Source organism: Serratia sp. NA_13 (assembly GCF_052691735.1).
This window is the reverse complement of record NZ_JBQZFV010000018.1, coordinates 31,255-54,856: the sequence shown is the minus strand read 5'-3', so window position 1 is coordinate 54,856 and position 23,602 is coordinate 31,255. Positions and strand designations below refer to the sequence as shown.

At 55.2% G+C, this 23,602-nt stretch carries 23 protein-coding genes; 8 read left to right on the top strand and 15 right to left on the bottom strand.

The window, feature by feature from the left end:
* Positions 1–162 precede the first annotated feature (162 nt).
* From trpS to pilM, 12 genes are all read right to left on the bottom strand, one after another.
* Positions 163–1,167 (bottom strand): tryptophan--tRNA ligase, encoded by a 1,005-nt coding sequence (gene trpS / locus ACUTSU_RS20100; protein WP_445654648.1) that lies wholly within the window; start codon positions 1,165–1,167, stop codon positions 163–165.
* Positions 1,168–1,169: 2 nt separating this feature from the next.
* Positions 1,170–1,868, bottom strand: coding sequence for a phosphoglycolate phosphatase (locus tag ACUTSU_RS20095; RefSeq protein ID WP_445654647.1), 699 nt, complete (start codon positions 1,866–1,868; stop codon positions 1,170–1,172).
* Complete coding sequence (gene rpe / locus ACUTSU_RS20090; RefSeq protein ID WP_012147278.1) at positions 1,861–2,538, bottom strand: ribulose-phosphate 3-epimerase; 678 nt, start codon at positions 2,536–2,538, stop codon at positions 1,861–1,863. Before rpe ends, ACUTSU_RS20095 begins: the two co-directional genes overlap by 8 nt.
* A gap of 230 nt (positions 2,539–2,768) precedes the next feature.
* Positions 2,769–3,581: an adenine-specific DNA-methyltransferase gene (gene dam / locus ACUTSU_RS20085; RefSeq protein WP_445652777.1), complete on the bottom strand. Its 813-nt coding sequence runs from the start codon at positions 3,579–3,581 to the stop codon at positions 2,769–2,771.
* A gap of 254 nt (positions 3,582–3,835) precedes the next feature.
* Complete coding sequence (locus ACUTSU_RS20080) at positions 3,836–4,852, bottom strand: SPOR domain-containing protein (RefSeq protein ID WP_445654646.1); 1,017 nt, start codon at positions 4,850–4,852, stop codon at positions 3,836–3,838.
* Positions 4,853–5,007: 155 nt separating this feature from the next.
* On the bottom strand, positions 5,008–6,108 hold the full coding sequence (gene aroB / locus ACUTSU_RS20075; RefSeq protein WP_445654645.1) for a 3-dehydroquinate synthase: 1,101 nt from the start codon (positions 6,106–6,108) through the stop codon (positions 5,008–5,010).
* 91 nt (positions 6,109–6,199) lie between these two features.
* Positions 6,200–6,721 (bottom strand): shikimate kinase AroK, encoded by a 522-nt coding sequence (gene aroK, locus ACUTSU_RS20070; protein ID WP_004391482.1) that lies wholly within the window; start codon positions 6,719–6,721, stop codon positions 6,200–6,202.
* Between the two features lie 350 nt (positions 6,722–7,071).
* Complete coding sequence (gene hofQ / locus ACUTSU_RS20065) at positions 7,072–8,313, bottom strand: DNA uptake porin HofQ (RefSeq protein WP_445654644.1); 1,242 nt, start codon at positions 8,311–8,313, stop codon at positions 7,072–7,074.
* A complete protein-coding gene (locus ACUTSU_RS20060) occupies positions 8,310–8,672 on the bottom strand; it encodes a hypothetical protein (protein WP_445654643.1) in 363 nt (120 codons plus the stop codon). The genes hofQ and ACUTSU_RS20060 overlap by 4 nt, the downstream gene beginning before the upstream one ends.
* Positions 8,665–9,192, bottom strand: coding sequence for a hypothetical protein (locus ACUTSU_RS20055; RefSeq protein WP_445654642.1), 528 nt, complete (start codon positions 9,190–9,192; stop codon positions 8,665–8,667). The genes ACUTSU_RS20060 and ACUTSU_RS20055 overlap by 8 nt, the downstream gene beginning before the upstream one ends.
* A complete protein-coding gene (locus ACUTSU_RS20050) occupies positions 9,185–9,721 on the bottom strand; it encodes a PilN domain-containing protein (RefSeq protein WP_445652783.1) in 537 nt (178 codons plus the stop codon). The genes ACUTSU_RS20055 and ACUTSU_RS20050 overlap by 8 nt, the downstream gene beginning before the upstream one ends.
* A complete protein-coding gene (gene pilM, locus ACUTSU_RS20045) occupies positions 9,721–10,563 on the bottom strand; it encodes a type IV pilus biogenesis protein PilM (protein ID WP_445654641.1) in 843 nt (280 codons plus the stop codon). Before pilM ends, ACUTSU_RS20050 begins: the two co-directional genes overlap by 1 nt.
* A gap of 122 nt (positions 10,564–10,685) precedes the next feature.
* On the opposite strand from pilM, the gene mrcA reads away from it, so the two are divergent.
* On the top strand, positions 10,686–13,244 hold the full coding sequence (gene mrcA, locus ACUTSU_RS20040; protein WP_445654640.1) for a peptidoglycan glycosyltransferase/peptidoglycan DD-transpeptidase MrcA: 2,559 nt from the start codon (positions 10,686–10,688) through the stop codon (positions 13,242–13,244).
* A gap of 53 nt (positions 13,245–13,297) precedes the next feature.
* On the opposite strand, the gene nudE is transcribed toward mrcA, so the two are convergent.
* The gene (nudE, locus tag ACUTSU_RS20035; RefSeq protein WP_012147288.1) at positions 13,298–13,852 is read right to left on the bottom strand and encodes an ADP compounds hydrolase NudE; all 555 of its coding nucleotides are present in this window, start codon (positions 13,850–13,852) and stop codon (positions 13,298–13,300) included.
* Between the two features lie 464 nt (positions 13,853–14,316).
* Here nudE and ACUTSU_RS20030 point away from each other — a divergent pair, with 464 nt between their 5' ends.
* The 7 genes from ACUTSU_RS20030 (at position 14,317) to ACUTSU_RS20000 (ending at position 21,213) form a co-directional block, all read left to right on the top strand.
* A complete protein-coding gene (locus ACUTSU_RS20030) occupies positions 14,317–16,449 on the top strand; it encodes an intracellular growth attenuator family protein (protein WP_445654639.1) in 2,133 nt (710 codons plus the stop codon).
* Between the two features lie 96 nt (positions 16,450–16,545).
* Entirely contained in the window at positions 16,546–17,223 is a 678-nt protein-coding gene (yrfG, locus tag ACUTSU_RS20025) for a GMP/IMP nucleotidase (RefSeq protein ID WP_261097114.1), read from the top strand.
* A complete protein-coding gene (gene hslR, locus ACUTSU_RS20020; protein ID WP_261093344.1) occupies positions 17,223–17,630 on the top strand; it encodes a ribosome-associated heat shock protein Hsp15 in 408 nt (135 codons plus the stop codon). Before yrfG ends, hslR begins: the two co-directional genes overlap by 1 nt.
* A gap of 25 nt (positions 17,631–17,655) precedes the next feature.
* Complete coding sequence (hslO, locus tag ACUTSU_RS20015) at positions 17,656–18,534, top strand: Hsp33 family molecular chaperone HslO (protein WP_174355134.1); 879 nt, start codon at positions 17,656–17,658, stop codon at positions 18,532–18,534.
* Positions 18,535–18,730: 196 nt separating this feature from the next.
* The gene (gene pckA, locus ACUTSU_RS20010) at positions 18,731–20,350 is read left to right on the top strand and encodes a phosphoenolpyruvate carboxykinase (ATP) (RefSeq protein WP_445652787.1); all 1,620 of its coding nucleotides are present in this window, start codon (positions 18,731–18,733) and stop codon (positions 20,348–20,350) included.
* 123 nt (positions 20,351–20,473) lie between these two features.
* A complete protein-coding gene (locus tag ACUTSU_RS20005; protein WP_445654638.1) occupies positions 20,474–20,737 on the top strand; it encodes a FitA-like ribbon-helix-helix domain-containing protein in 264 nt (87 codons plus the stop codon).
* Entirely contained in the window at positions 20,734–21,213 is a 480-nt protein-coding gene (locus ACUTSU_RS20000; protein WP_445654637.1) for a type II toxin-antitoxin system VapC family toxin, read from the top strand. The genes ACUTSU_RS20005 and ACUTSU_RS20000 overlap by 4 nt, the downstream gene beginning before the upstream one ends.
* A 16-nt stretch (positions 21,214–21,229) precedes the next feature.
* Here the strand turns inward: ACUTSU_RS20000 and envZ are convergent, their stop codons facing one another.
* Complete coding sequence (envZ, locus tag ACUTSU_RS19995; protein ID WP_012147296.1) at positions 21,230–22,609, bottom strand: two-component system sensor histidine kinase EnvZ; 1,380 nt, start codon at positions 22,607–22,609, stop codon at positions 21,230–21,232.
* On the bottom strand, positions 22,606–23,325 hold the full coding sequence (gene ompR, locus ACUTSU_RS19990) for an osmolarity response regulator transcription factor OmpR (RefSeq protein ID WP_004709363.1): 720 nt from the start codon (positions 23,323–23,325) through the stop codon (positions 22,606–22,608). The genes envZ and ompR overlap by 4 nt, the downstream gene beginning before the upstream one ends.
* Positions 23,326–23,602: the final 277 nt, after the last annotated feature.

Sequence of the window (23,602 nt, the reverse complement as noted above, 5' to 3'; positions counted from 1 at the left end):
GCAGGAAAAAGCGTGGTTTTTCCTGCTTTGTGGTGAGCAGCCGAAAATCAATAAATTGATTTTCCTGATTTTTGTTTATCGGCCTCTACTCGCTCTGGGCAGGAATGAGGTTTGTCATCAGTCTGAAGCGGCCAGTGGCCGCTTTTCTTTTTGCTCAGAGACTCACTGCGGTGAAACAAAGCCCACTGCCTGGTAAACCTTCGCCAGCGTTTCCTGAGCGCGTGCACGGGCCTTGGCAGCGCCATCACGCATTACTTGCTGCAGCAGGGCCTCGTCATTGCGGAAACGATGATAGCGCTCCTGTAGCTCACTCAGCATGCCGGATACCGCTTCAGCGACGGCGCCTTTCAGGTGGCCGTACATCTGCCCCTCAAACTCGGCTTCCAACTGTGGGATGCTCTTGCCGGTCACGCCTGAGAGAATATCCAACAGGTTGGACACCCCCGCCTTGTTTGCCACGTCGTAACGCACCACTGGTGGCTCTTCCGAGTCAGTCATCGCGCGTTTGATCTTTTTAGCCACCGCTTTCGGATCTTCCAGCAGGCCGATCACGTTATTACGGTTATCGTCCGACTTGGACATCTTCTTGGTCGGCTCTTGCAGCGACATCACACGGGCGCCGGATTTGGGAATAAACGGCTCGGGCACTTTGAACACGTCACCGTACAGCGCGTTGAAACGCTGACCGATGTCACGGCTCAACTCCAGATGTTGTTTCTGGTCTTCGCCGACCGGCACCTGGTTGGTTTGATACAGCAAGATATCCGCCGCCATCAATACCGGGTAGCTGAACAGGCCGGCGTTGATGTTCTCCGCATAACGGGTGGATTTGTCTTTGAACTGAGTCATGCGGCTCAGTTCACCGAAATAGGTGTAGCAGTTCAGTACCCAGCTCAGCTGGGTGTGTTCCGGTACGTGCGACTGCACGAAGATGGTGCTTTTTTGCGGGTCGATACCACAGGCCAGGTACAGCGCCAGCGTATCCAGCGTGGCTTTGCGCAATTTCTCTGCGTCCTGACGTACAGTGATCGCATGCAGGTCAACGATGCAGAAGATACAGTCGTAATCATCCTGCATCTGCAGCCACTGACGCAATGCACCCATGTAGTTGCCAATGGTCAGTTCACCGGACGGCTGCGCGCCGCTAAATACGATGGGCTTACTCATGTTTAAATTTCCTGATTCTCTAAAGATGACAGCCCAAGAGCGGGCAACAAATCGGCAAAGCGTTCCAACACGCGGTCGGGATGGCTCAGGGCAATCGCCTCGCCGTAGTTATAACCGTAGGTCAGCGCGGCGCTTGGACAACCTGCCCCCTGCGCTGCCTGAATATCGTTGCGGGAGTCGCCGACAAACAGCAACTCGTTGGCTCGCAGGCCAAGCTTGCCGAGGACCAGATACAGTGGCGCCGGGTGCGGTTTCTTTTCCACCACGTCGTCACCGCCGATAATCAGCGAGAAGTAATCAATAATCCCCAATGCGGTCAGCAACGGCGCGACAAACGGCGTTGGCTTGTTGGTCACCAGCGCCATCGGGTAATTTTGCGCAGCCAGTTGAGCCAGGGTTCCTTTCACCTGTGGGAACAGGCGGCTACCGCTGTCGACGGTTTGCACATAGAAATGATCGAAGCGCTCACGAAGCTGCTGGCAGTGTTCCGGCGTGGCTTCCACTTCGGCCCAGCGCAGCGCACGCTGCACCAGCACGTCGGCACCGTTGCCAATCCAGGTGCCTACCCGGTCCTCACCGGCCTGTGGCAGGCGCATCTCCGCCAATGCCAAATCGATAGCGGCTGACAACCCCGGCGCGCTGTCGACCAGCGTACCATCGAGATCAAAGGCCAGAGCGCGGATCGCCCCGAAATCAGCCATGCGTCACCTTCGCCAACTCGCTGCGCATTTCGTCGATCACCCGACGATAATCCGGCTTGCTGAAGATGGCGGAACCCGCGACAAACATGTCTGCGCCCGCGGCAGCAATCTCGGCGATATTGTCGACCTTCACGCCACCATCTACTTCCAGTCGGATATCACGACCGCTTTCGTCGATCATTTTGCGTACCTGACGCAGCTTATCCAAAGTGCCATGGATAAACGACTGACCGCCAAAACCAGGGTTGACCGACATCAGCAGGATCACGTCGATTTTATCCATCACGTAATCGAGGTAGCTCAACGGCGTTGCCGGATTGAACACCAGGCCGGCTTTACAGCCGTGTTCTTTAATCAGCTGAATGGTGCGATCGACGTGTTCGGAGGCTTCCGGATGGAAAGAGATGTAACTAGCGCCCGCTGCAGCGAAATCCGGCACAATGCGGTCGACCGGCTTCACCATCAGGTGAACGTCAATCGGTGCGGTGATGCCGTAATTACGCAGCGCCTGACAAACCATCGGCCCGATGGTCAGATTGGGAACGTAGTGGTTATCCATTACGTCAAAATGCACTACGTCGCCGCCTGCAGCCAACACGTTGGCAGTGTCTTCACCCAAGCGGGCAAAGTCTGCTGACAAAATGGACGGGGCAATCAAAAATTTTTTCATCCGCTATCTCCAAACGTAGGGTTCGAATTGTTATACACCGGGGCGTAACCCGGTGCAGGCTATAACCCACCATTGGTCGTGGCACCGTCGCAGACCCAAAGGGCAGGGGCCATTTGGACGCGCACCTGTGTTACGAGCCGCTTATTTGGCCCACCAAACCTCACGACTCGCGCCTTGCTGCGCGTCCAAATGACCGCCAGCGGTGCTCACACACAATGGTGGGTCACAGCCTATCGATACAGCGCTAAAAGCTCATTCACTTTGCTACGGCCAAGAATATTGCGGCTGATAGTACGGCGCGCTTTCACAACAAACAGCGAGGCGTGCTGGTACCAGTCACGCGTCAGCTCGGTATCATGGTTGGAAATCAATACCGGCACCTGGCTTTCTACCGAAAGCTGGTGCGCCATCAGCGCCAGGCTTTGCTGGTCGGCCATGCTAAAGCTGTTGGTGTGGTAGGCGGTAAAATTCGCCGTCGCCGATAATGGCGCATACGGCGGATCGCAATACACCACGGTACCACGCCCGGCTTTTGCCATGGTATCGCGGTAATGCTCACAGACAAAAGTAGCGTTGCGGGATTTTTCAGCGAACCAGTATAGCTCGTCCTCCGGGAAGTACGGTTTTTTGTAACGTCCAAACGGCACGTTGAACTCCCCACGCAGGTTATAGCGGCACAGGCCGTTATAGCAGTGGCGGTTCAGGTAAAGAAACAGCAACGCGCGACGATAGGGATCGGCACTAGTATTGAACTCTTCGCGCAGCAGGTAAAACTGTTCTGACTTATTGAATTCATCGGTGAAAAGGAAGCGGGCATCACGTACGAAGTCATCCGTACGCAGTTTAACGATGTTATACAGATTAATAAGATCGCTGTTGATGTCGGCGAGAATATAGGCGTCGTATTCCGTGTTCAGGAAGACTGAACCCGCACCCACGAAGGGCTCGATTAAGCAGTCGCCTGCTGGTAGGTGACGACGGATCTCGTCCACCAGCGGGTATTTTCCACCAGCCCATTTTAAAAAAGCGCGGTTTTTCTTCATGCCGTCAATTAGCTACTTATTATACAATTCAGAGCGGCGGATTGTACTCTGTTTAAGACAGCACATCAGCGCACAAATTTAAGTGATTGATACCCAACATCCTTCAAGCCGCAGCACCTTTGGCCACGCACAGTTATCCGGCCTGTCCGCAGGCAACTCCAGCCATCGGTCATGGGCGACTCTGTCTGCCCTGAGTAACAGGGGCGCAGCTTGTGCGCCCCTCAATGCCTGAATGCAGCTTGAATTCTATCGGGTTACTTTTTCAGATCCTGCTGAACCTGGCCAACAGGACGGACCCAGGGTTTTTTCGCCTGAACATCCGCCGGCAGCGTCGCGATGGCACGCTTGGCTTCCGCAGAAGAGGCATAGTTGCCACTCACCAGCACGTACCAGGGTTTGCCGTCACGTTTAGTCGAGTACACCAGATAATGCTGTAATTTCTGCTGCTTGGCGTAGGCGTTCAGCGTATCGGAACGCGAAGCGCTGCTCAGTTGCAGAGTGTAATGGCTTGCCGGGGCAGACTGCAGCGAACCGCCGCTGCCGCTAACCGCTCCCACTTTGGCACTTGCTGCTCCCGCTTTAGTGGAAGAGGCTGGCGCCGGCGTATACACCGTGGTTGGCGATTTATGCTGTGTAGCCGTCGGTTTACTGACGGTTTTCGCCGGTGTTTTATGTTGCTGTGGCGCAGTGCCCTGAACCGGACGGACGGTTTCTTTCGCCGCAGCGCCGTTCATCAGGGTTGCCGGGGCCGTTGGCAACGTCGAAGCTGGGCCTGTCATGCCTTGCGTAGCGGCATCAACCTGACCTTGCTGCGCTGACAGTGCATCCGACATATTGCCCGGCAGATCGACACGCTGCTGCGCGCCGCCCTGCGTTGGCTGCGGTTGCGCTTCCGTTGGGGTGCTGGAGATCGGAGGGACGCTGACGGTTTGCGGCTGCGAGCTGCTGCTCACGCCGTTATTGTCATTGGTATCCGTGGTTCCGCCCGGAACACCGGTATTACCGGCAGTCAGTGACGAAGAACCTGACAGATTAATGTCCTTGGCGGCACCATTCTGTGCGCTTTCCTGTGCCGCCTCATGCTTGGTTGGCGCCTTCAACGCCGAACCAATGCCGACAATCAGCAACAACAGCACCAAAATACCGATACCAATCATTAAATGCTGACGTGAAACGGCAAAACGCGGTCCCGGAGCCGGTTTACGCGAACGTGTAGGACGACGATCGCTGCTATCAGGTCTGAGATCGTCTTCCGGTTTAAACTCATCCATCTGAAACCCTCCAACTAGAGGCAAAAGCCCACCACTGTCTACCTACCGTGGCACGGGCAGATTAACCCGATGATGGCAAAGCGACGCCAGTCAGGCTTTGCACATTAATTAATATAGATGTAAACGGCGGCTAAGCCACTGTTACTTCGTCCGATTTACTTAGACATTCCGTCAGGAAGGCAAGCTGCGATCGAAGCCAGCACCATATCATGCCCCACTCCGCCACGGACTTCCGCCTGGCCAATGGCCGTCGGCAGTACCAGACGCAATTCACCGGCCAGGACTTTCTTATCGCGCATCATATGCGGCAGATAAGTTCCCGGAGCCATTTCCTGCGGGCCACACACCGGTAAACCGGCGCGCAACAACAGTGCTTTAATACGTTCAATATCTTCGCGGGAGAACTGGTCGAGGCGGTGCGCGGTTTCTGCCGCCATCACCATACCAGCGGCAATGGCTTCACCATGCAACCATATACCATAGCCCATTTCGGCTTCGATCGCATGGCCGTAAGTATGGCCCAGATTCAGCAGCGCGCGCAGTCCGCTTTCGCGTTCATCAGCGGCAACCACTTCAGCTTTCAGCTCGCAGCAGCGGCGGATACAGTAGGCCAGAGCCTGCATATCCAGCGCCACCAGGGCATCGATATTGTTTTCCAGCCAGACGAAGAAATCGTAGTCGAGAATAATCCCGTACTTGATCACTTCAGCCAAACCAGAGGAGAGCTCACGCGCCGGTAAGGTTTTCAGGCAATCGAGATCAACCACCACAGAAACGGGTTGATAGAAGGCGCCGATCATGTTCTTGCCGAGCGGATGATTGACGGCGGTTTTACCACCAACGGAAGAGTCCACCTGCGACAGCAGCGTGGTAGGGACCTGAATAAAGCGGACACCGCGCTGATAACAAGCGGCGGCAAAGCCGGTAAGATCGCCAATCACGCCGCCCCCAAGGGCAATCAGCGTGGTATCACGACCGTGCGGCTTTTCCAACAGTGCCGAGAACACCTGCTCGAGTACGGCCAGAGATTTATACTGTTCGCCATCAGGTAAAATCACCTGATCCACCTTGACGCCTGCCTGCTCCAACACCTTCCGAACGTGACCCAGATAGAGTGGCGCCAGGGTTTGGTTGGTGACCAGCATGACCTGTTCACCCGCCTTCAGCGGCATAAAAGAAGCCGGATCGTTAAACAATCCGGCGGCTATGGTTATCGGGTAGCTGCGCTCCCCAAGCGTTACGGTAATTCTCTCCATCTCGCGCTCAGTTCTCAATGTGGTTTCTCCCCGCAACGCGGGGAACACAATCAGTCTTCCGCATTTGCCGTGGCGAACACGGAAACCGCTATCAGTTGCTTTCCAGCATGTTGATTATCTGGTTGGCAACCACTTTGGCGCTTTGATCGTCGGTGCGGATGGTGACATCTGCGATTTCTTCGTATAACGGATTGCGCTCTTTCGCCAGCGCTTCAAGCACTTCACGCGGAGGAGAATCAACCTGCAGCAGCGGACGCTTTTTGTCGCGCTGGGTACGGGCCAATTGCTTCTCGATAGTGGTTTCCAGGTACACCACTACGCCACGCGCCGACAGACGGTTACGCGTTTCACGCGATTTAACCGAGCCACCGCCGGTAGCCAGCACGATGCCTTGCTTTTCCGTCAGTTCATTAATGACTTTTTCTTCACGATCGCGGAAACCTTCTTCACCTTCCACGTCGAATACCCAGCCCACGTCAGCTCCGGTACGTCGCTCAATTTCTTGATCGGAGTCGAAAAACTCCATATTGAGTTGCTGAGCTAACTGACGGCCAATAGTGCTTTTGCCGGCACCCATAGGCCCAACCAGAAAGATATTGCGTTTCTCTGCCATGTTTTTCGGTATTACTAAGACAATTCGTTAATGTTAACCCGCCCCGCCAATCAAATCAGCGGCGGGACCTAAACTGAAACCTCATAAACGATAGTGCGAGATCAGACGGAAAATTATCTCAACACTCTTGGTAGTTTGGCAACCGAATAAATCGCAATCCACGCCGCAGGAGGGAAACCATACGTTTTTAACGGCGTCTTGGCGCTAACAAAAAAACCTCGGTGCTCAATTCGGTAACCCTTGTAAGCTAAATCGGCCGCAGCGTCAAACGCAGATGCCCCGAAGGTGATAAAAAAGTGCATCTGCTCATCAACTTTAGGCGATTTCCCACGAACCGCACACTCGGTTGCTCAGGCCTTAATCAATGTCGGAGTAATGAATATCACCAGTTCGCGCCGTTTATGCTGTTTGCTGCTCTGTTTGAACAGAGAACCCAGCAAAGGTACGTCGCTAATCCCGGGTACCTTGTCTGCCCCTTCGGCGCTATGGCGCTGAAATACGCCCCCCAAAACAACGGTTTCGCCATCTCTTACCGTCACCTGAGTTTTGATTTCCTGTTTATCTATCGCCAACGTCTCGCCGGCCGCACGGCTGATTGAGCGCCCGGGCATGTTCTGGCTGATTTGCAACGTCAGGGTGATGCGGCCATTGGGCAATATTTTCGGTGTCACCTCCATACCCAGCACCGCGTCCTTGAACTCCATTGACGTCGCCCCGCTGGAGCCGCTGTTCACCTCATAGGGTATTTCAGTCCCCTGCTTTATGCTGGCGGTTTGCAGGTTCGCGGTCAGTAAGCGCGGGCTGGCGATGATTTCCACCCGGTTCTCCTGCTCCAAAGCCATCAACTCCAGATCCAATAATCGCCCGCCAATTCGTGCCAGATGGAAACCCGCGCTGACAGCACTGCGCTCCAGCGGTAACCCGACGTTAAAGCCGTCCATCTGCCATGACCTGGCAGGCCGATCGTCCGGAGCCAACCCCCAGCGCACACCAAGCTCACGTAAGCTCTCACTGTTGATAGTGACGATATGCGCCGCTAATTGCACCTGTGCCAAGGGCACATCCATTTCGGCGATCCTTTGCGTTAATAACGCCACGATCGACGCTGTATCGCGGATCAATACCGCATTGGTGCGTTTATCTGCCACCACGCTGCCACGCTCACTCAGCAATATTCCGCCCTGCGCGTTCAGGTTTTCAGCAACCTCTTCCGCATCGGCATGGCTCAACGGCAGGGTCACGCTTTTTAGCGACTGTTTTTGTACCAGCGCCTGCTGTTGGCGCTGCTTTTCTTGCTCATTGGGTTCAGGGGAAACCATCATGACATTCCCCTCCAGCGTCATTGATAGTTTCCCCATACGCAAAATCACCGCCAGTGCCTGGTGCCAGGGCACATTATCCAACCTTAGCGTCAGGTTACCCCCCACACCTGCAGCGGTGACCATATTCAGTTGCTGATAATCCGCCAACGCCTGCAACACCAGCGTAATGGGAGCCTCCTGAAACTCCAGCGAAACGGGCTCTTGCTCCTGTGCTGCACCGGCGATAGCCACCCCCCAGAGCAACACCGTCAACCAACGGCATCCTTTCATTTTTCTTCCTTATGGTTTCCCAGGGCCAACATCACTGCATTCTCAGCGGCCGGGCAGAGCGGATCGTCCTGGTTCGCTTTCAGCGTGACTTGCCCCTTAACGACCTGCTCCACCCGCCAACGCCCGTCTAACAGGGTTTGTTGGGGTTTTAATCGCAGCCACAGCCCGGCGGCCGTCACCACCCAGGCATGGTGTAGCGCCGCCTGCCCAATGGTGCCCTTCAACTGCCAGTTCACCGGCGACTCCGCCGCGCTCGGGCAATCGGGCAAGGGTAATGGCTTAAAAGGATCGCGTGGCTGAGGCTGGGCCATCAGCGCCAGAGGCAGCCACAGTAACCAGAACCCACCGCATTTATTCATTGGGGTTTACCGCCTCTGCCTCTGTCTCTGCCAAAGCCGCCTGGAGAATGAAATGCGCCGTCAGCTCCCCCACTTGCGCCTCAACGGTCATCTGATCAATCCGCAACTGGGCTGGAAAACGCTCCAGCAGCCTTAATAAACTGCCGTAATCGAGATGCAGCATCAGGGTTTGCCGCGACGAATCTCCCTGCTGCTGCCAGCGCTGCAGCCCCGCCCCCGCGCTTTGCAACGTGCTCGCCAAATCACTATCGACGGCAGGCGGGTGGGTGACCTGCTGCAGGCTTTGATTCACCTGATCCAACGTCGGCATACGGGCCAGTTGTTCCCACAAGGGAGTCATCTGTTGCACCAGACGCTGCTGCTGCGCCTCAGTCTGCGCCAGTTGCTGCCATTTTCCTTGCAACGGCAGCAGGCCGAACAGCAGGATCAGGCTGCCCAACACCAGCCACTGGATGACCAACAGCTTCCACACCGGCAAGCCCAACCCTCTCGCCAACCACAGCGGCAATGGCTTATCCACCCGGCCCCCATTGCGCCATCAAGGTAAACGTGAACAAACCATCCTGACGCTGTACCACCTCTGCCAGACGGTAGTTCTGTAACAGGGGTAACGCCGTCAGTTTCTGCTCAAACTGAAGCACCGCCTCATAACGCCGGCCAAGCCCCCGTAAAGTGATATTTTGCGAGTGGCTTTCCAGCGTGATAAGCCACAGCGGATCAGGTAGCGAAGTGGAGAGCTGCTGCAGCAGCTGCAGATAACGTCGGTTATGTGCCAGGTTGTTGTCATACTGCTGTGTCAACGCAGTTAAACGCGCCAGGCGTGCCACCGCCTGTTGCAAGAGTTGATAACGCCCGGTGAGTTCAGCCTGCTTACCGATCAGCGTCAATAGCGCCTCATGCCGCTGTGCCTGTTGCTGGTTCAACAGGCCGAACACCACCATCAGTACCGCCAACACCAGCACCAGCTGCAAAATGAATATGCGTAACCAAAAGGCATAGCGGCGACGCTGGCCCTGTATGCGCCAGGGCAAAAGATTAACCTGATACATCAGCTGTCCTCAGCGCGCAGCGCCAGACCGCCGGCCAAGACAAATGCCGCAGGCAATGCAGGTAACGGGGGACGCAGCTGGCTAAAAGCACTGAGAGGGGACCACGACAAGCTTCCTGACGGGGGTTGCTCATCCATCACGCTGCTGTAGTAAATCTGATGTTCGCTGAGTGATGGGCTGGCGGCACGCATTGCGGTCAACGCCTGATCTGCCCCGTCCGCTTCCCGAAGAGGTACGATGCCATAGGCAAACTCCGATCGGTGTGCGGTCACCCATAACCATTCTTCATCGAGGCGGTGCAGCAACCCGGCTTCGCCTGACACGCCTGCGGCGGCGGCCATCACGCGCAGTGCGCATGGGGCAATATCAACCACCTGCGGCTGTAAATTGGCCTGACGCAGACAGTTCAGCCACTGTTGCAACTCTTGCTGACGGGCAGCGGTCAACAGCAGAGTCGCGTGTTCGGACAGTGATTGACGGTAGTCCAGCGCCAATGTTTGGCTATCCAGGGGAAACTTTTTCAGTCCCTGACTGATGATGTAATCACCGCGCGCCGGCTCTTTCAGCCGGGCGTCCGGCAGTGGCAATCGATGCTGTAAAACCCGCTGTGCGGGCAGAGCAATGCGTAAGGAAATATGTCTTGGTAACTGAACCCGCCATTGGCGCAACGCCTGGATCAACGCGTCGCTCTGCTCCAGGCAACCCTCACGCAGCACCGGTTGCGGCAACCTTTGTTGCCACCAGTGACGCAGTTGCCAGCCATTGCGGCGGCGCTGTGCCGCCAGGGCACGAACGCAGTGACTTTGTATATCCAGCCCCACCTGCCATGCTTGAGTGATCATATTTTGCCAGACCTCCATATCGTCAGATAACAAAAGAACATATCCATGTTGCAGGCTTGCCTTTATACTACCGCGCGGTTGTTTATAAACTGCCCAAATGACATGAAAATGGGAAATCTCAGGTGAAGTTCGTAAAGTATTTACTAATCCTTGCAGTGTGTTGCATCGTGTTGGGGGCAGCCTCGATCTTTGGCTTGTACAAATATGTCGAGCCACAGCTGCCTGACGTCGCAACGCTGAAAGATGTGCGGCTGCAAATACCGATGCAGGTTTACAGCGCCGATGGCGAGCTGATCGCCCAATACGGTGAAAAACGCCGTATTCCGCTAAAACTGAACCAAATTCCACCGGTTATGGTGCATGCGTTTATCGCCACCGAAGACAGCCGCTTCTATGAGCATCATGGCGTCGACCCAATCGGTATCTTCCGTGCTGCCTCTATTGCGCTGGTGTCTGGCCATGCGTCACAGGGGGCAAGTACCATTACCCAGCAGTTGGCGAGAAACTTCTTCTTAAGCCCGGAACGCACCCTGATGCGCAAGATCAAGGAAGCTTTCCTGGCAATACGCATCGAACAGATGCTGACCAAAGACGAAATCCTCGAACTGTATATGAACAAAATCTATCTGGGGTATCGCGCCTATGGCGTGGGTGCTGCGGCGCAGGTTTACTTCGGTAAAGACGTCAGTCAGCTCAGCTTAAGCGAAATGGCGACCATCGCCGGACTGCCGAAAGCCCCGTCAACTTTCAATCCGCTCTACTCCCACGATCGCGCCGTAGCTCGCCGCAACGTGGTGCTGTCGCGCATGCTGGATGAGCATTACATCACTCAGGCGCAGTTCGATCAGGCGCGCAATGAAGAGCTGGTGGCCAATTACCATGCGCCACAAATAAGCTTCTCCGCCCCCTATCTCTCCGAGATGGTGCGCCAGGAGATGATCAAGCGTTACGGTGACAATGCTTATACCGACGGTTACAAGGTCTACACCACCGTCACCAAGAAACTGCAGTTGGCGGCGCAGGAGTCGGTGCGTAACAACGTGCTGGCGTACGATATGCGCCACGGCTACCGTGGCCCGTCCAACGTGCTGTGGAAAGTGGGTGAAGCGGCCTGGGACCAAAAGCAGATCGTCGATTCCTTGAAGAATCTGCCGAACTACGGCCCATTGTCGCCGGCGGTGATTGTCTCAACCAGCGCCGAAGAGGCAACGGCCATGATGGCAGACGGCAGCCATGTGGCGCTGCCGATGTCCACCATGCGCTGGGCGCGACCTTACAGGTCCGACACTCAGCAAGGCCCAACGCCGAAACGCGTCACCGATGTGGTGCAGGCCGGTCAACAAGTGTGGGTTCGCAAGGTGGGCGAAAACTGGTGGCTGTCACAGGTGCCGGACGTCAACTCAGCCCTGGTTTCGATCAACCCGAATGACGGCGCGGTGAAAGCGCTGGTCGGCGGGTTTGACTTCAACCAAAGCAAGTTCAACCGCGTGACTCAGGCGCTGCGTCAGGTAGGTTCCAACATCAAACCTTTCCTGTATACCGCAGCGATGGACAAGGGACTGACCTTGGCCACTATCCTGAATGACCTGCCAATTACCCGTTGGGATCCAGGCGCCGGTACCGACTGGCGGCCGAAGAACTCACCGCCAACCTACGATGGTCCGATTCGCCTGCGTCAGGGGCTGGGACAGTCGAAGAACGTGGTGATGGTGCGTGCGATGCGTGCCATGGGGGTTGATTACGCAGCGGAATACCTGCAGCGTTTCGGTTTCCCGGCACAAAACATCGTGCATACCGAATCACTGGCACTGGGCTCGGCTTCGTTCACCCCAATGCAGCTGGTACGTGGTTACGCGGTGCTGGCCAACGGCGGTTATCTGGTGGATCCGTACTTCATCACCAAGATTGAAGACGATAACGGCAACATCGTGTTCGAAACCAAGCCAAAGATTGTCTGCGACAGCTGTAATCTGCCGGTGATTTATGGTGACACTCACCGTTCGGCCGTGCTTTCCGAAGACAACATTGAAAATGTCGCGACGTCACAGGAAGGCAAGAATGGCAACGTGCCGATGCCGCAACTGGAGCAAGTGACCCCCGCTCAGGTTCAGCAGGATGGCGATCAGCAGTATGCGCCACACGTTATCAGCACCCCGCTGGCGTTCCTGATGCACGATGCGCTGAACAGCAATATCTATGGCGAACCGGGTTGGATGGGTACCGCCTGGCGTGCAGGCCGTGACCTGAAACGTCGTGATATCGGTGGCAAAACCGGTACTACCAACAGTTCAAAAGACGCCTGGTTCTCCGGCTATGGCCCGGATACCGTGACGTCGGTATGGATTGGTTTCGATGACCACCGCCGTGACCTTGGCCGTACGACGGTATCCGGTGCGATCCCGGATCAGGCTTCCGGCGGTGAAGGCGGCGCCAAGAGTGCGCAACCGGCATGGGATGACTTTATGAAAACTGCACTGGAAGGCATTCCAGAGCAGAAGGTGACCCCACCACCGGGCATTATCAGCGTTACCATCGACAAGAGCAGCGGTAAGCTTTCCGGTGGTGGTGGCGGCAGCCGTTCCGAGTACTTTATCGAAGGGACTCAGCCGACGGACTACCCATCGCGGGATACCGGCACAACGCTAACGGATCCCGGCGGCGAAAGCCACGAGTTGTTCTAATAAAAAAAAGGGCCCAGATGAATCTGGGCCCTTTTTTCATTGAACCGTAGCGCTTAGCGGGAACCGCGTAAAAACGCCTCGGTGAGGAACAACGCACTAACGTTGCGCGCCTCGCGAAAATCAGGCTCTGCCAGCAACGCCATCATGTCGGCTATTGGCCAACGTACCTGCGGCAATGGCTCCGGCTCATCCCCTTCCAGACTCTGCGGGTAGAGATCGTGCGCTAGTACAATATTCATTTTGCTGGAAAAGTACGACGGGGCCATCGTCAACTTGCTGAGAAAATCAAAGCGTCTGGCGCCAAAACCCACCTCTTCCATCAGTTCGCGATTGGCCGCTTCCAGCACGCCTTCACCCGGATCAATCAAACCTTTGGGAAAGCCAAGCTCATAAGATTCGGTGCCCACGGCATATTCACGGATCAACAACAAATCGTCGCCAATCACCGGCACAATCATCACGGCCTCGCGATCTGAGGGCCGCATCCGCTCATACACCCGCCGTACACCGTTACTGAACTCCAAATCGACCGACTCAACGTTAAATAAACGCGAACGCGCGACCGTTTCCACTTTCAGAATTTTAGGTTTTTGCAGGTGTTTATCCATGATTGCCTCAAATGAGTTATCCGCTAGCAGGCCACAGCATCGGGCGTGATAACGCGGGTAACCAGAATAATGATTGGTGTGACGCGCGGTCCGCATGCGTTCAAACGCTGACCAAATCCGATCTTGATCACATTGTGCGTTAATGAGAACCTTTGCCGCAACGAGCACAAGCAGTAATTTACTTTTTTTTAACAAGCGTAGCCAGTACCCGCCGCTTTTCTGTTCTCATCCAGCAAAAAGAGCGCATTAAAATAAGATAATGCCGATATCGACAGTGCAACCTGGTTGCTATCATCACGCAGGTAAGACAGGGCAATAAGACGGGTTTTTTATCAATAAGTGAGATCCCGACGGAGAATCTGCTCTCTCGTTACGGATCAGGGTGTCTCTTGGTGATTTGGCTGCGTATAATAGTCTAGGATTCATCAGGTTGATGAGGTTCACGGGTACAGGATGGGGATAGCATGAGCACAATAGTGTTGATATTGGCCTTAGTGCTTGCCTGCCTGATCGCCGCTGGCCTGTATCTTTGGTTCAAAGCCCGCAATCAGCCGCTGCTGACGCGTACTCTGCCCTTTATCAAACCCACACACCGCAAGCTGACCGGCGAAGAACGCGCCGCCGTTGAGCACTATCTCGGCCAACAAAACAAGCTAAGCAACAAACTGTTGCCCGACAGCAACTCATTGCCCTCTGCCAAACTGGCTCTGACTCCACAAAGCGACAACGTCTACCCGGTCACCCACGCCATTACCCGCTACGGGCTGGCCAGCGATGAACCCAATAAATGGCGCTATTATCTGGACGCCGAAGAGGTGCATCTGCCGCCGTTCTGGGAGCAGTACATCAGCGCCGATAACCATGTGGAAGTGATTAGAACCCAGACCCTGCCGCTGGTGATCTCACTAAACGGGCATTCGCTGAAAGACCATATTCACGATCGGCCTCTGCCGCCGGTGGTGAAAGCGACCCCGAGCCAAAACGCCTCAATCCGCAAGGAAGAAAGCGAGCATGTCGAACTGCTGAACATCCGCAAGGAAACCCCGGAAGAGCACGCACTCACTCGCCCGAACGGTATCAAGGAAGCCGCTATTATCTCGGCGGCCCTGCTGCTGCTGTTCTTCAGCCTGATAAGCCCGGTCGTAGTGATCCCGTGGATGATTGCCGTCGCCGTGTTGATGATCGCCTGGGGCTGCTGGAACCTGTTCCGCCGCCCTGCCACCCGCGAGCTAAAAGAAGTGCACTGCCTGCGGGGTACCCCCAAGCGCTGGGGGCTGTTTGGCGAATCCAATCAGGGGCAAATCAGCAATATTTCACTCGGTATCATTGACCTGATTTATCCGCCGCACTGGCAGCCGTACATCGCCCAGGATCTGGGTAAAACCACCGACATGGATATCTATCTTAACCGTCAGGTGCTGCGCCAGGGTCGCTACCTTTCACTGCATGACGAGGTGAAGAACTTCCCGCTACAACAATGGGGCAGGAACGCGGTACTCATGGCCAGTTCACTTTTGGTGCTGGTGCTGTTGCTGACCTATATCCCGCTAAGCCTGCCGCTCAAGCTGAGCATGGCCTGGCTGCAGGGCGCACAAAAAATTGAAGTGACCAACGTACAGGCGCTGGAAGGCGCGACGTTACGCATCGGAGATACCCTGAAGGCTCAGGGTACAGGCATGTGCTACGTACCACCGTTAACCAGTGGCACGCGCTCCGCCAGCTTTATGCCCTTCGACTGTTCCGGAATTTACTGGAACAACGCGGCGCCGCTGCCGCAGCCAGAATCGGAAGTGATCGACATGGCCTCTGCCCTGCTGGCGACGGTCAACGCCCAGTTGCACCCTAACGGCACAGACCAAAAGCTCAATCCACAGTTGGCCAGCGCAATCGAAAAATCCGGCATGATCCTGCTGGATGATTTTTCCGATATCGTTCTGAAAACGCAGGACCTGTGCCAAGCGGATAATGACTGCGTCCGGCTGAAGAACGCACTGGTCAATCTGGGCAATGTCAAAAACTGGGGCACCCTGGTGAAACGTGCCAAATCAGGCTCGCTGCAAGGGGTGAACGTATTGCTGCGCCCGGTGAGTGCCGAATCGCTGGAAAGCCTGACCAAAGTGGCCGCATCCTCCTTCGTCTACAGCGAAACCAGGCAGGCCGCCGCAGCGCTCAACAGCCCACCACCGGGAGGGTTCCTGATCACCAGTGATGAAGGCAAACAGCTGGTGAACCACCCGCAACCGACGATGCCGCTAAACGAATACAACGCGCTTGACCAGTGGAACGAACTGCAACGGCTTGCCGGTATGCTGTTGCATACGCCGTTCGAGGCGCAGGGCGTGATCACCAATATCAGCGTCGATGCCAACGGTACCCGTCATATTGCACTGCACAGCGAGCCGGATATCATCACCCTGTGGCGCTATCTCGGCACCAGCCTGCTGCTGCTGAGCGTCGCCGTCGTTCTGGGCTACAACAGCTGGAAACTGGTGCAGCGCCGTCGCATCAATCAGCACCGCATCGCCGATATCCAGCGCTACTACGAAAATTGCTTTAACCCGCAGTTCGTCCCGATGTCATTGCGGCCGATGCCCTGAGTCACTAGCCGGCCTGCGTCCTGCCATCAGCTTATGTTAGGCTAACGCTATTACCCTTATCCTGCGGACCGCCGACGGTTCGCCTATGGAGTTTTCATGGTTCCCGAGTTTGACTGGAGTGAGATCGATACCGTGCTGCTGGATATGGACGGTACCCTGCTCGATCTGGAGTTCGACAGCCACTTTTGGCTCAGCCTGGTGCCACAGGCCCTGAGCGAGCAGCGGGCTATTCCCTTCGATGAAGCGCGTAAAATTATTCATCAGGAATATCTGGCCGTGCAGCACACCATGAATTGGTACTGCTTCGATTACTGGAGCGAACGGCTGGATATGGATATTTACCGCATGACCAGCGAGGTAGGCAACCGTGCTCGTCTGCGTGAAGATACCGAGCCGTTTTTACAGGCATTACGTGCGGCAGGCCACCAGACTATTTTGTTGACCAACGCCCATCCGCACAGCCTGGCGGTAAAAATTGAGCATACCGGTTTGGACAGGCACCTTGATTTATTACTTTCCACCCACACATTTGGTTATCCGAAAGAAGATCAGCGTTTGTGGCAGGCAGTGCAGCAACACACCGGTTTTGATCCGCAGCGTACGCTGTTTGTCGACGACGGTGAACCGATTCTGGATGCCGCCCGTACCTTCGGTATTCGCTACTGCCTGGGCGTGCAAAACCCGGATTCCAGCATGGCGGAGAAAACCTTCCAGCATCACCCATCGATGCGCGATTACCGCCTGTTGATACCGGCGCTGGCCAGGGGGAATTGATGAAAGGAAAAGCAGCAGGCGACGAAGCCGTCCGGCTGGACAAGTGGCTATGGGCTGCACGTTTCTATAAGACCCGCGCACTGGCACGGGAGATGATCGACGGCGGCAAGGTGCACTACAACGGACAGCGCGGCAAGCCGAGCAAGATTGTCGAGCTTAACGCCGAGATCAAACTGCGTCAGGGAAACGAAGAACGCACGGTGATCGTATTGGCAGTGACCAGCCAACGGCGCGGCGCCGAAGAGGCGCAGCAAATGTATCAGGAAACCGAGGCCAGCATCGTCAACCGAGAGAAAGTGGCGCTCGCGCGCAAAATGAATGCGCTGACCATGCCGCATCCGGACCGCCGTCCGGACAAGAAAGAGCGGCGCGACCTGATTAAATTTAAATTTGGTGAGCAGGAATAACCCCTCACCGCAATGAGAGAAAACTATGTCTAACCATGACCAATTGCACCGTTACCTGTTTGAAAACTACGCGGTGCGCGGTGAGCTGGTTACCGTCAGCGAAACCTATCAGCAGGTTCTGAACAACCACGACTATCCGGCACCAGTCAAGAAACTGCTGGGTGAATTGCTGGTTGCCACCAGCCTGCTGACCGCAACGTTGAAGTTCGACGGCGACATCACCGTGCAGTTACAAGGCGATGGCCCGCTGAAGCTGGCGGTGATTAACGGTAACAACCGCCAGGAAATGCGTGGTGTAGCACGCGTACAAAGCGAAATTGCTGATGACAGCACGCTCCACCAGATGATCGGTAATGGCGTCATGGTGATCACCATCGCCCCCACCGAGGGCGAACGCTATCAGGGCGTAGTGGCACTGGAAGGGGAAACGCTGGCCGAGTGCCTCGAGGCTTACTTCCGTCAGTCAGAGCAGTTACCGACCCGCCTGTTCATCCGTACCGGTGAGTCTGAAGGCCAACCGGCCGCGGGCGGCATGCTGCTGCAGGTGCTGCCGGCGCAGGACGGTAATGCCGATGACTTCGATCATCTGGTGCAACTGACCAACACGGTGAAAAGCGAAGAGCTGTTCGGCCTGCCGGCCAACGAAGTGCTGTATCGCCTGTACCATCAGGAAGAAGTCACCCTGTATGAACCGCAGGACGTTGTCTTCCGTTGCACCTGTTCACGCCAGCGTTGCGCCGATGCGCTGATCACGCTGCCGGCGGAAGAAGTGGCTCAAATGCTGGAGCAAGATGGCAATATTGATATGCACTGCGATTATTGCGGCAATCACTATGTGTTTGATGCCGTGGACGTTGCCGCTTTGTACACCGGTAACACCGACGAAAGCGAGCAGTTGCACTAAGTAGCACCCCATATCGACAGGCGCCCCCTGCGCCTGTCGGTTTTCTTCGTTTGCACGTTTGCTTTTTTCCGTGTGCTATCTCTCATAACGTAACGAAAAACCGACTAAAACGTTAAATATTTGATACCTATCGCGGTTACTCGCTGCTGAACCCCTACAATTGGCGCCAGAAATTCTGTGACCAAGGAGTAGTGACATGCGTGTTAAAGGTATAACCCCTCAGGATCTGGCCGCTTATGGGATTCATAACGTCGGCGAAATCGTTCACAACCCGAGTTATGACTTGCTGTTCAAGGAAGAAACAGACCCATCTCTGGAAGGTTTTGAGCGTGGGGTAGTAACCAAGCTAGGTGCTGTATCCGTCGACACCGGTATTTTTACCGGCCGTTCCCCGAAAGATAAGTACATTGTCCGTGACGACATCACCCGCGACACCGTGTGGTGGGCCGATCAGGGTAAAGGTAAAAACGACAACAAACCCCTTAGCCCGGAAGCCTGGACAGACCTGAAACAACTGGTCACCACGCAACTCTCCGGCAAACGCCTGTTTGTGATGGATACCTTCTGCGGCGCCAACGCCGACTCCCGTCTGAAAGTTCGCTTTATTACCGAGGTAGCCTGGCAGGCGCACTTCGTTAAAAACATGTTCATCCGCCCGACCGATGAAGAGCTGCAGGATTTCGAGCCAGACTTCGTGGTGATGAACGGTGCCAAATGCACTAACCCGAACTGGCAGCAACAGGGCCTGAATTCGGAAAACTTTGTCGCCTTCAATCTGACCGAGCGCATGCAACTGATTGGCGGCACCTGGTACGGTGGCGAAATGAAAAAGGGTATGTTCTCCATCATGAACTACCTGTTGCCGCTGAAAGGCATCGCCTCAATGCACTGCTCGGCCAACGTAGGCGAGAAAGGCGACGTGGCGGTCTTCTTCGGCCTGTCCGGTACCGGCAAAACCACCCTGTCCACCGATCCGAAACGCCAGCTGATTGGCGATGACGAGCACGGCTGGGATGACGATGGCGTATTTAACTTCGAAGGCGGTTGCTACGCCAAAACCATCAAGCTATCTGAAGAAGCGGAGCCGGATATCTATCACGCCATCAAACGCGATGCGCTGCTAGAAAACGTCGTCGTTCTGGCTGATGGCACCATAGATTTCAATGATGGTTCGAAAACCGAGAACACCCGCGTTTCCTACCCGATCTATCACATCCAGAATATCGTGAAGCCGGTTTCCAAAGCGGGTCACGCCACCAAGGTGATCTTCCTGACCGCAGACGCCTTCGGCGTACTGCCGCCGGTATCTCGCCTGACCGCTAACCAGACCCAGTACCACTTCCTGTCTGGCTTTACCGCCAAACTGGCCGGTACCGAGCGCGGCGTGACCGAACCTACCCCAACCTTCTCCGCCTGCTTCGGCGCAGCCTTCCTGTCGCTGCACCCAACGCAGTACGCTGAAGTGCTGGTGAAACGCATGCAGGCTGCCGGCGCGCAGGCTTATCTGGTGAACACTGGCTGGAACGGCACCGGCAAACGTATCTCGATCAAGGATACCCGCGGCATTATCGACGCGATCCTCAGTGGTGAAATCGATAAGGCAGAAACCATTACTCTGCCTATCTTCGACTTGGCGATGCCAACCTCACTGCCGGGCGTTAACCCGGATATCCTGGATCCACGCGCCACTTACGCCAGCCTTGAACAATGGCAAGAGAAGGCACAGGACCTGGCCGAGCGTTTTGTCACCAACTTTGACAAATACACGGATACTCCGGCAGGTGCCGCGCTGGTCAGCGCCGGACCAAAACTGTAATACCTTCTTTTCAGCTTCAGCTAAGGCGTGGATCCCACGCCTTTTTTTATTTTTATCGGTTGTTATTTAACCAACGCAAAGGGATAATAAGCACTGCAATCATTGATAGCAAAGGAGGTTTCAATGGCTAGCATAACCGTCAGAAATCTGGACGACGAAGTAAAAGAGTTGCTGCGCGTTTCGGCAGCGAAAAATGGCCATTCCATGGAGGAGGAAGCTCGTATGATTTTGAAACAGGCGTTGGTGAAAAAACCGCCGCGCTATGGTTTAGGCACTCGCATACATCAACACTTTGCCGAGTTGGGCGGAGTTGAACTGGAAATCCCACCGCGTGATAAAACACCCGTGCGCATTGTCACCTTTGATGACGATGATGACCAGGTATGATCATTCTCGATACCAATGTAGTTTCAGAGTTACTGCGCCCGGCACCTCATTACCATGTTTTAAGGTGGCTGGATCAACAAGATACGTATCAATTCTATCTGAGCGCTGTCGTGGTAGCTGAGCTATATACTGGCATAACCTGCATGCCCTATGGCAAAAATCAGTTTGAGTTACAGTCGAATCTCGGCGTAATGCTGCAGGAAGAGTTTCTGGACAGGATTTTACCCTTTGACACTGGCTGCGCTCTGAAACATGCGGAGTTAATGGGTGCCAACCGCCGCCAAGGCATCGGCGTCAGTTTCCCAGACACCCAGATCGCCGCTACCTGCCTGCATTACGGTGCCGCCCTGGCCACGCGTAATACCAAAGACTTTATCCATTGCGGAATTGAATTAATCGACCCCTGGCAAGCCAGCACCGGTCGGCGTCTGCATGAAGAAGCGGCGGAATATTACGTGATGAGCAGAAAACCCTGACAGGGCAGCTTCACTGTCAGGGGAGTTTGGCGCTGTCTTTCACTGCCTGATGGCCGTTGGCCGACTCTTTCTTTTCCATCGGTAACGGAATATAAGCCCTGATCAACAACCCGCCGCGTTCGCTGGTGCCGATATCCAGAGCGCCGTGATGGCCATCGATAATACGTTGTACAATAGCCAGGCCAAGTCCGGTCCCACTGGTGCTACGTGCGCTGTCACCACGGACGAACGGCTGCAGCAGATGTTTCAACTCTTCCGGTTTAATGCCCGGGCCATCGTCCTCCACCTGGAACCAGCCGCGCTGCAGTTCACGACCACTACTGACCTTGATCCAGCCGTTGCCGTAACGCGCCGCATTGACCACCATATTCGCCGCCGCACGCTTGATCGATAGAGGATGCACATTCATCATCAGCTCACCTGGCGCCATGGCGGTTTCGATAACCCGCTCATAGCCGCTCTCGGCCGCGACCACTTCACCCAGAATGCCATTCAGATCGCTTAACTCGGTCTGCATCTCCTGGCCGGTGCGCAGATAATCAATAAACTGCTCAATGATGGCGTTGCACTCTTCAATATCTTTATTGATCGACTCCGCCAGGTAGCCGTCTTCGGCACTCATCATCTCGGTTGCCAGACGGATGCGCGTCAGCGGTGTGCGCAGGTCATGGCTGACCCCAGCCATCAGCAGTGTGCGGTCATCCGCCAGTTGTTTAACGCCCGACGCCATCTGATTAAAGGCCCGAGTTACCGAACGCACCTCAGATGCGCCGTACTCACGCAACGGCGGCGGAATAATACCTTTGCCCACCTGCAGAGCGGCATGCTCCAGCTCCACCAGCGGACGGTTTTGAATACGAATAAACAGCCAGGCACCGCCTATCGCCAGCAGCATAATTGCCAGGGTATAACGGAACAGCGGCGAGAAATCGCCCTGGTGAATTTCGGTCAGCGGAACGCGCACCCAGATATCCGGCTGCAGCCAGGTTTTCAGCCACACCACCGGTGAATTTTTGTTCACCTCTACCCGGACGTCGGTTGGCCCGCCGAGCTGCTGAGCCATTTGCTGGCTGAGGAATTGATAGTGCTGCGCCCAGCGCAGACCGCTCTCCTCCGCCGCCGAATTGGTGTAGAGAGAAATCCCCAGTTCGCGATAGATTTCACGACGGAACGCCGGAGGCACCTCCAGCAAAGTCCCATCCTCCAGCTGCAGCTTATCGGTCATCAGCATACGAACTTCGTAGGCCAATACCTTGTTGAACTGCTGCAAACTGGGCAGGATGGCGAAGTTCAGCACCACCAGATAGGTCGTCACCAGGCTGACGAACAGCAAGGTGACGATCAATAGCAGGGTTCGGGCAAACGAGCTACGCGGTGAAAAGCGTAATCGTCTCATGCCTTGCTGCCGTCCGGAACGAAGACGTAGCCAAGACCCCAAACGGTCTGGATATAACGTGGATGCGCAGGATCTTCCTCAACCATACGGCGCAGACGAGAAATCTGCACGTCGATGGAGCGTTCCATGGCGCTGTATTCACGGCCGCGGGCCAGGTTCATCAACTTGTCACGCGACAGCGGTTCACGCGGATGGCTCACTAACGCCTTCAGTACCGCGAACTCGCCGCTGGTCAATGGCATAGGCTCGTCTTCACGGAACATTTCGCGGGTACCCAGGTTCAGTTTGAATTTGCCAAAGGCAATCACCGCTTCTTCTTGCGAAGGGGCGCCCGGCAGTTCATTGGCCTGACGGCGCAATACCGCACGGATACGGGCCAGCAGTTCACGCGGGTTGAAGGGTTTTGGGATGTAATCGTCAGCACCGATTTCCAGGCCAACGATACGGTCGACTTCTTCACCTTTGGCGGTCACCATAATGATCGGCATAGGGTTACTTTGGCTGCGCAGACGGCGGCAGATAGAAAGCCCGTCCTCGCCCGGCAACATCAGGTCCAGCACCATCAGGTGGAAGGATTCACGTGTCAGCAAGCGATCCATTTGCTCAGCGTTGGCAACGCTGCGAACCTGAAAACCCTGTTCGGTTAAATAACGCTCTAAAAGCGCGCGCAAGCGCATGTCATCATCGACGACCAGAATCTTATGATTCTCTTGCATTGTATTACTCCCAAAGGCTGTATTGCCTGACGTGAATATTGTTAAAAAACCATGCCAATTCGGACAGCAATTATTGGTATATATTCTAGACTAAATTGTTACAAAGCTTATTCTTTTACCGAATTATCAATATCTTTCATACAGCAGACTAATTAATCCACACATTATTGTCTCGTTTCGCCGTAAAAAGCCCACTCAGCCCTCCCGCAAGAATGACATCATCATCGTGAACTGCAGGGGACTGGCCCTCAAATTAATAACGTCTTTATAACCTGAT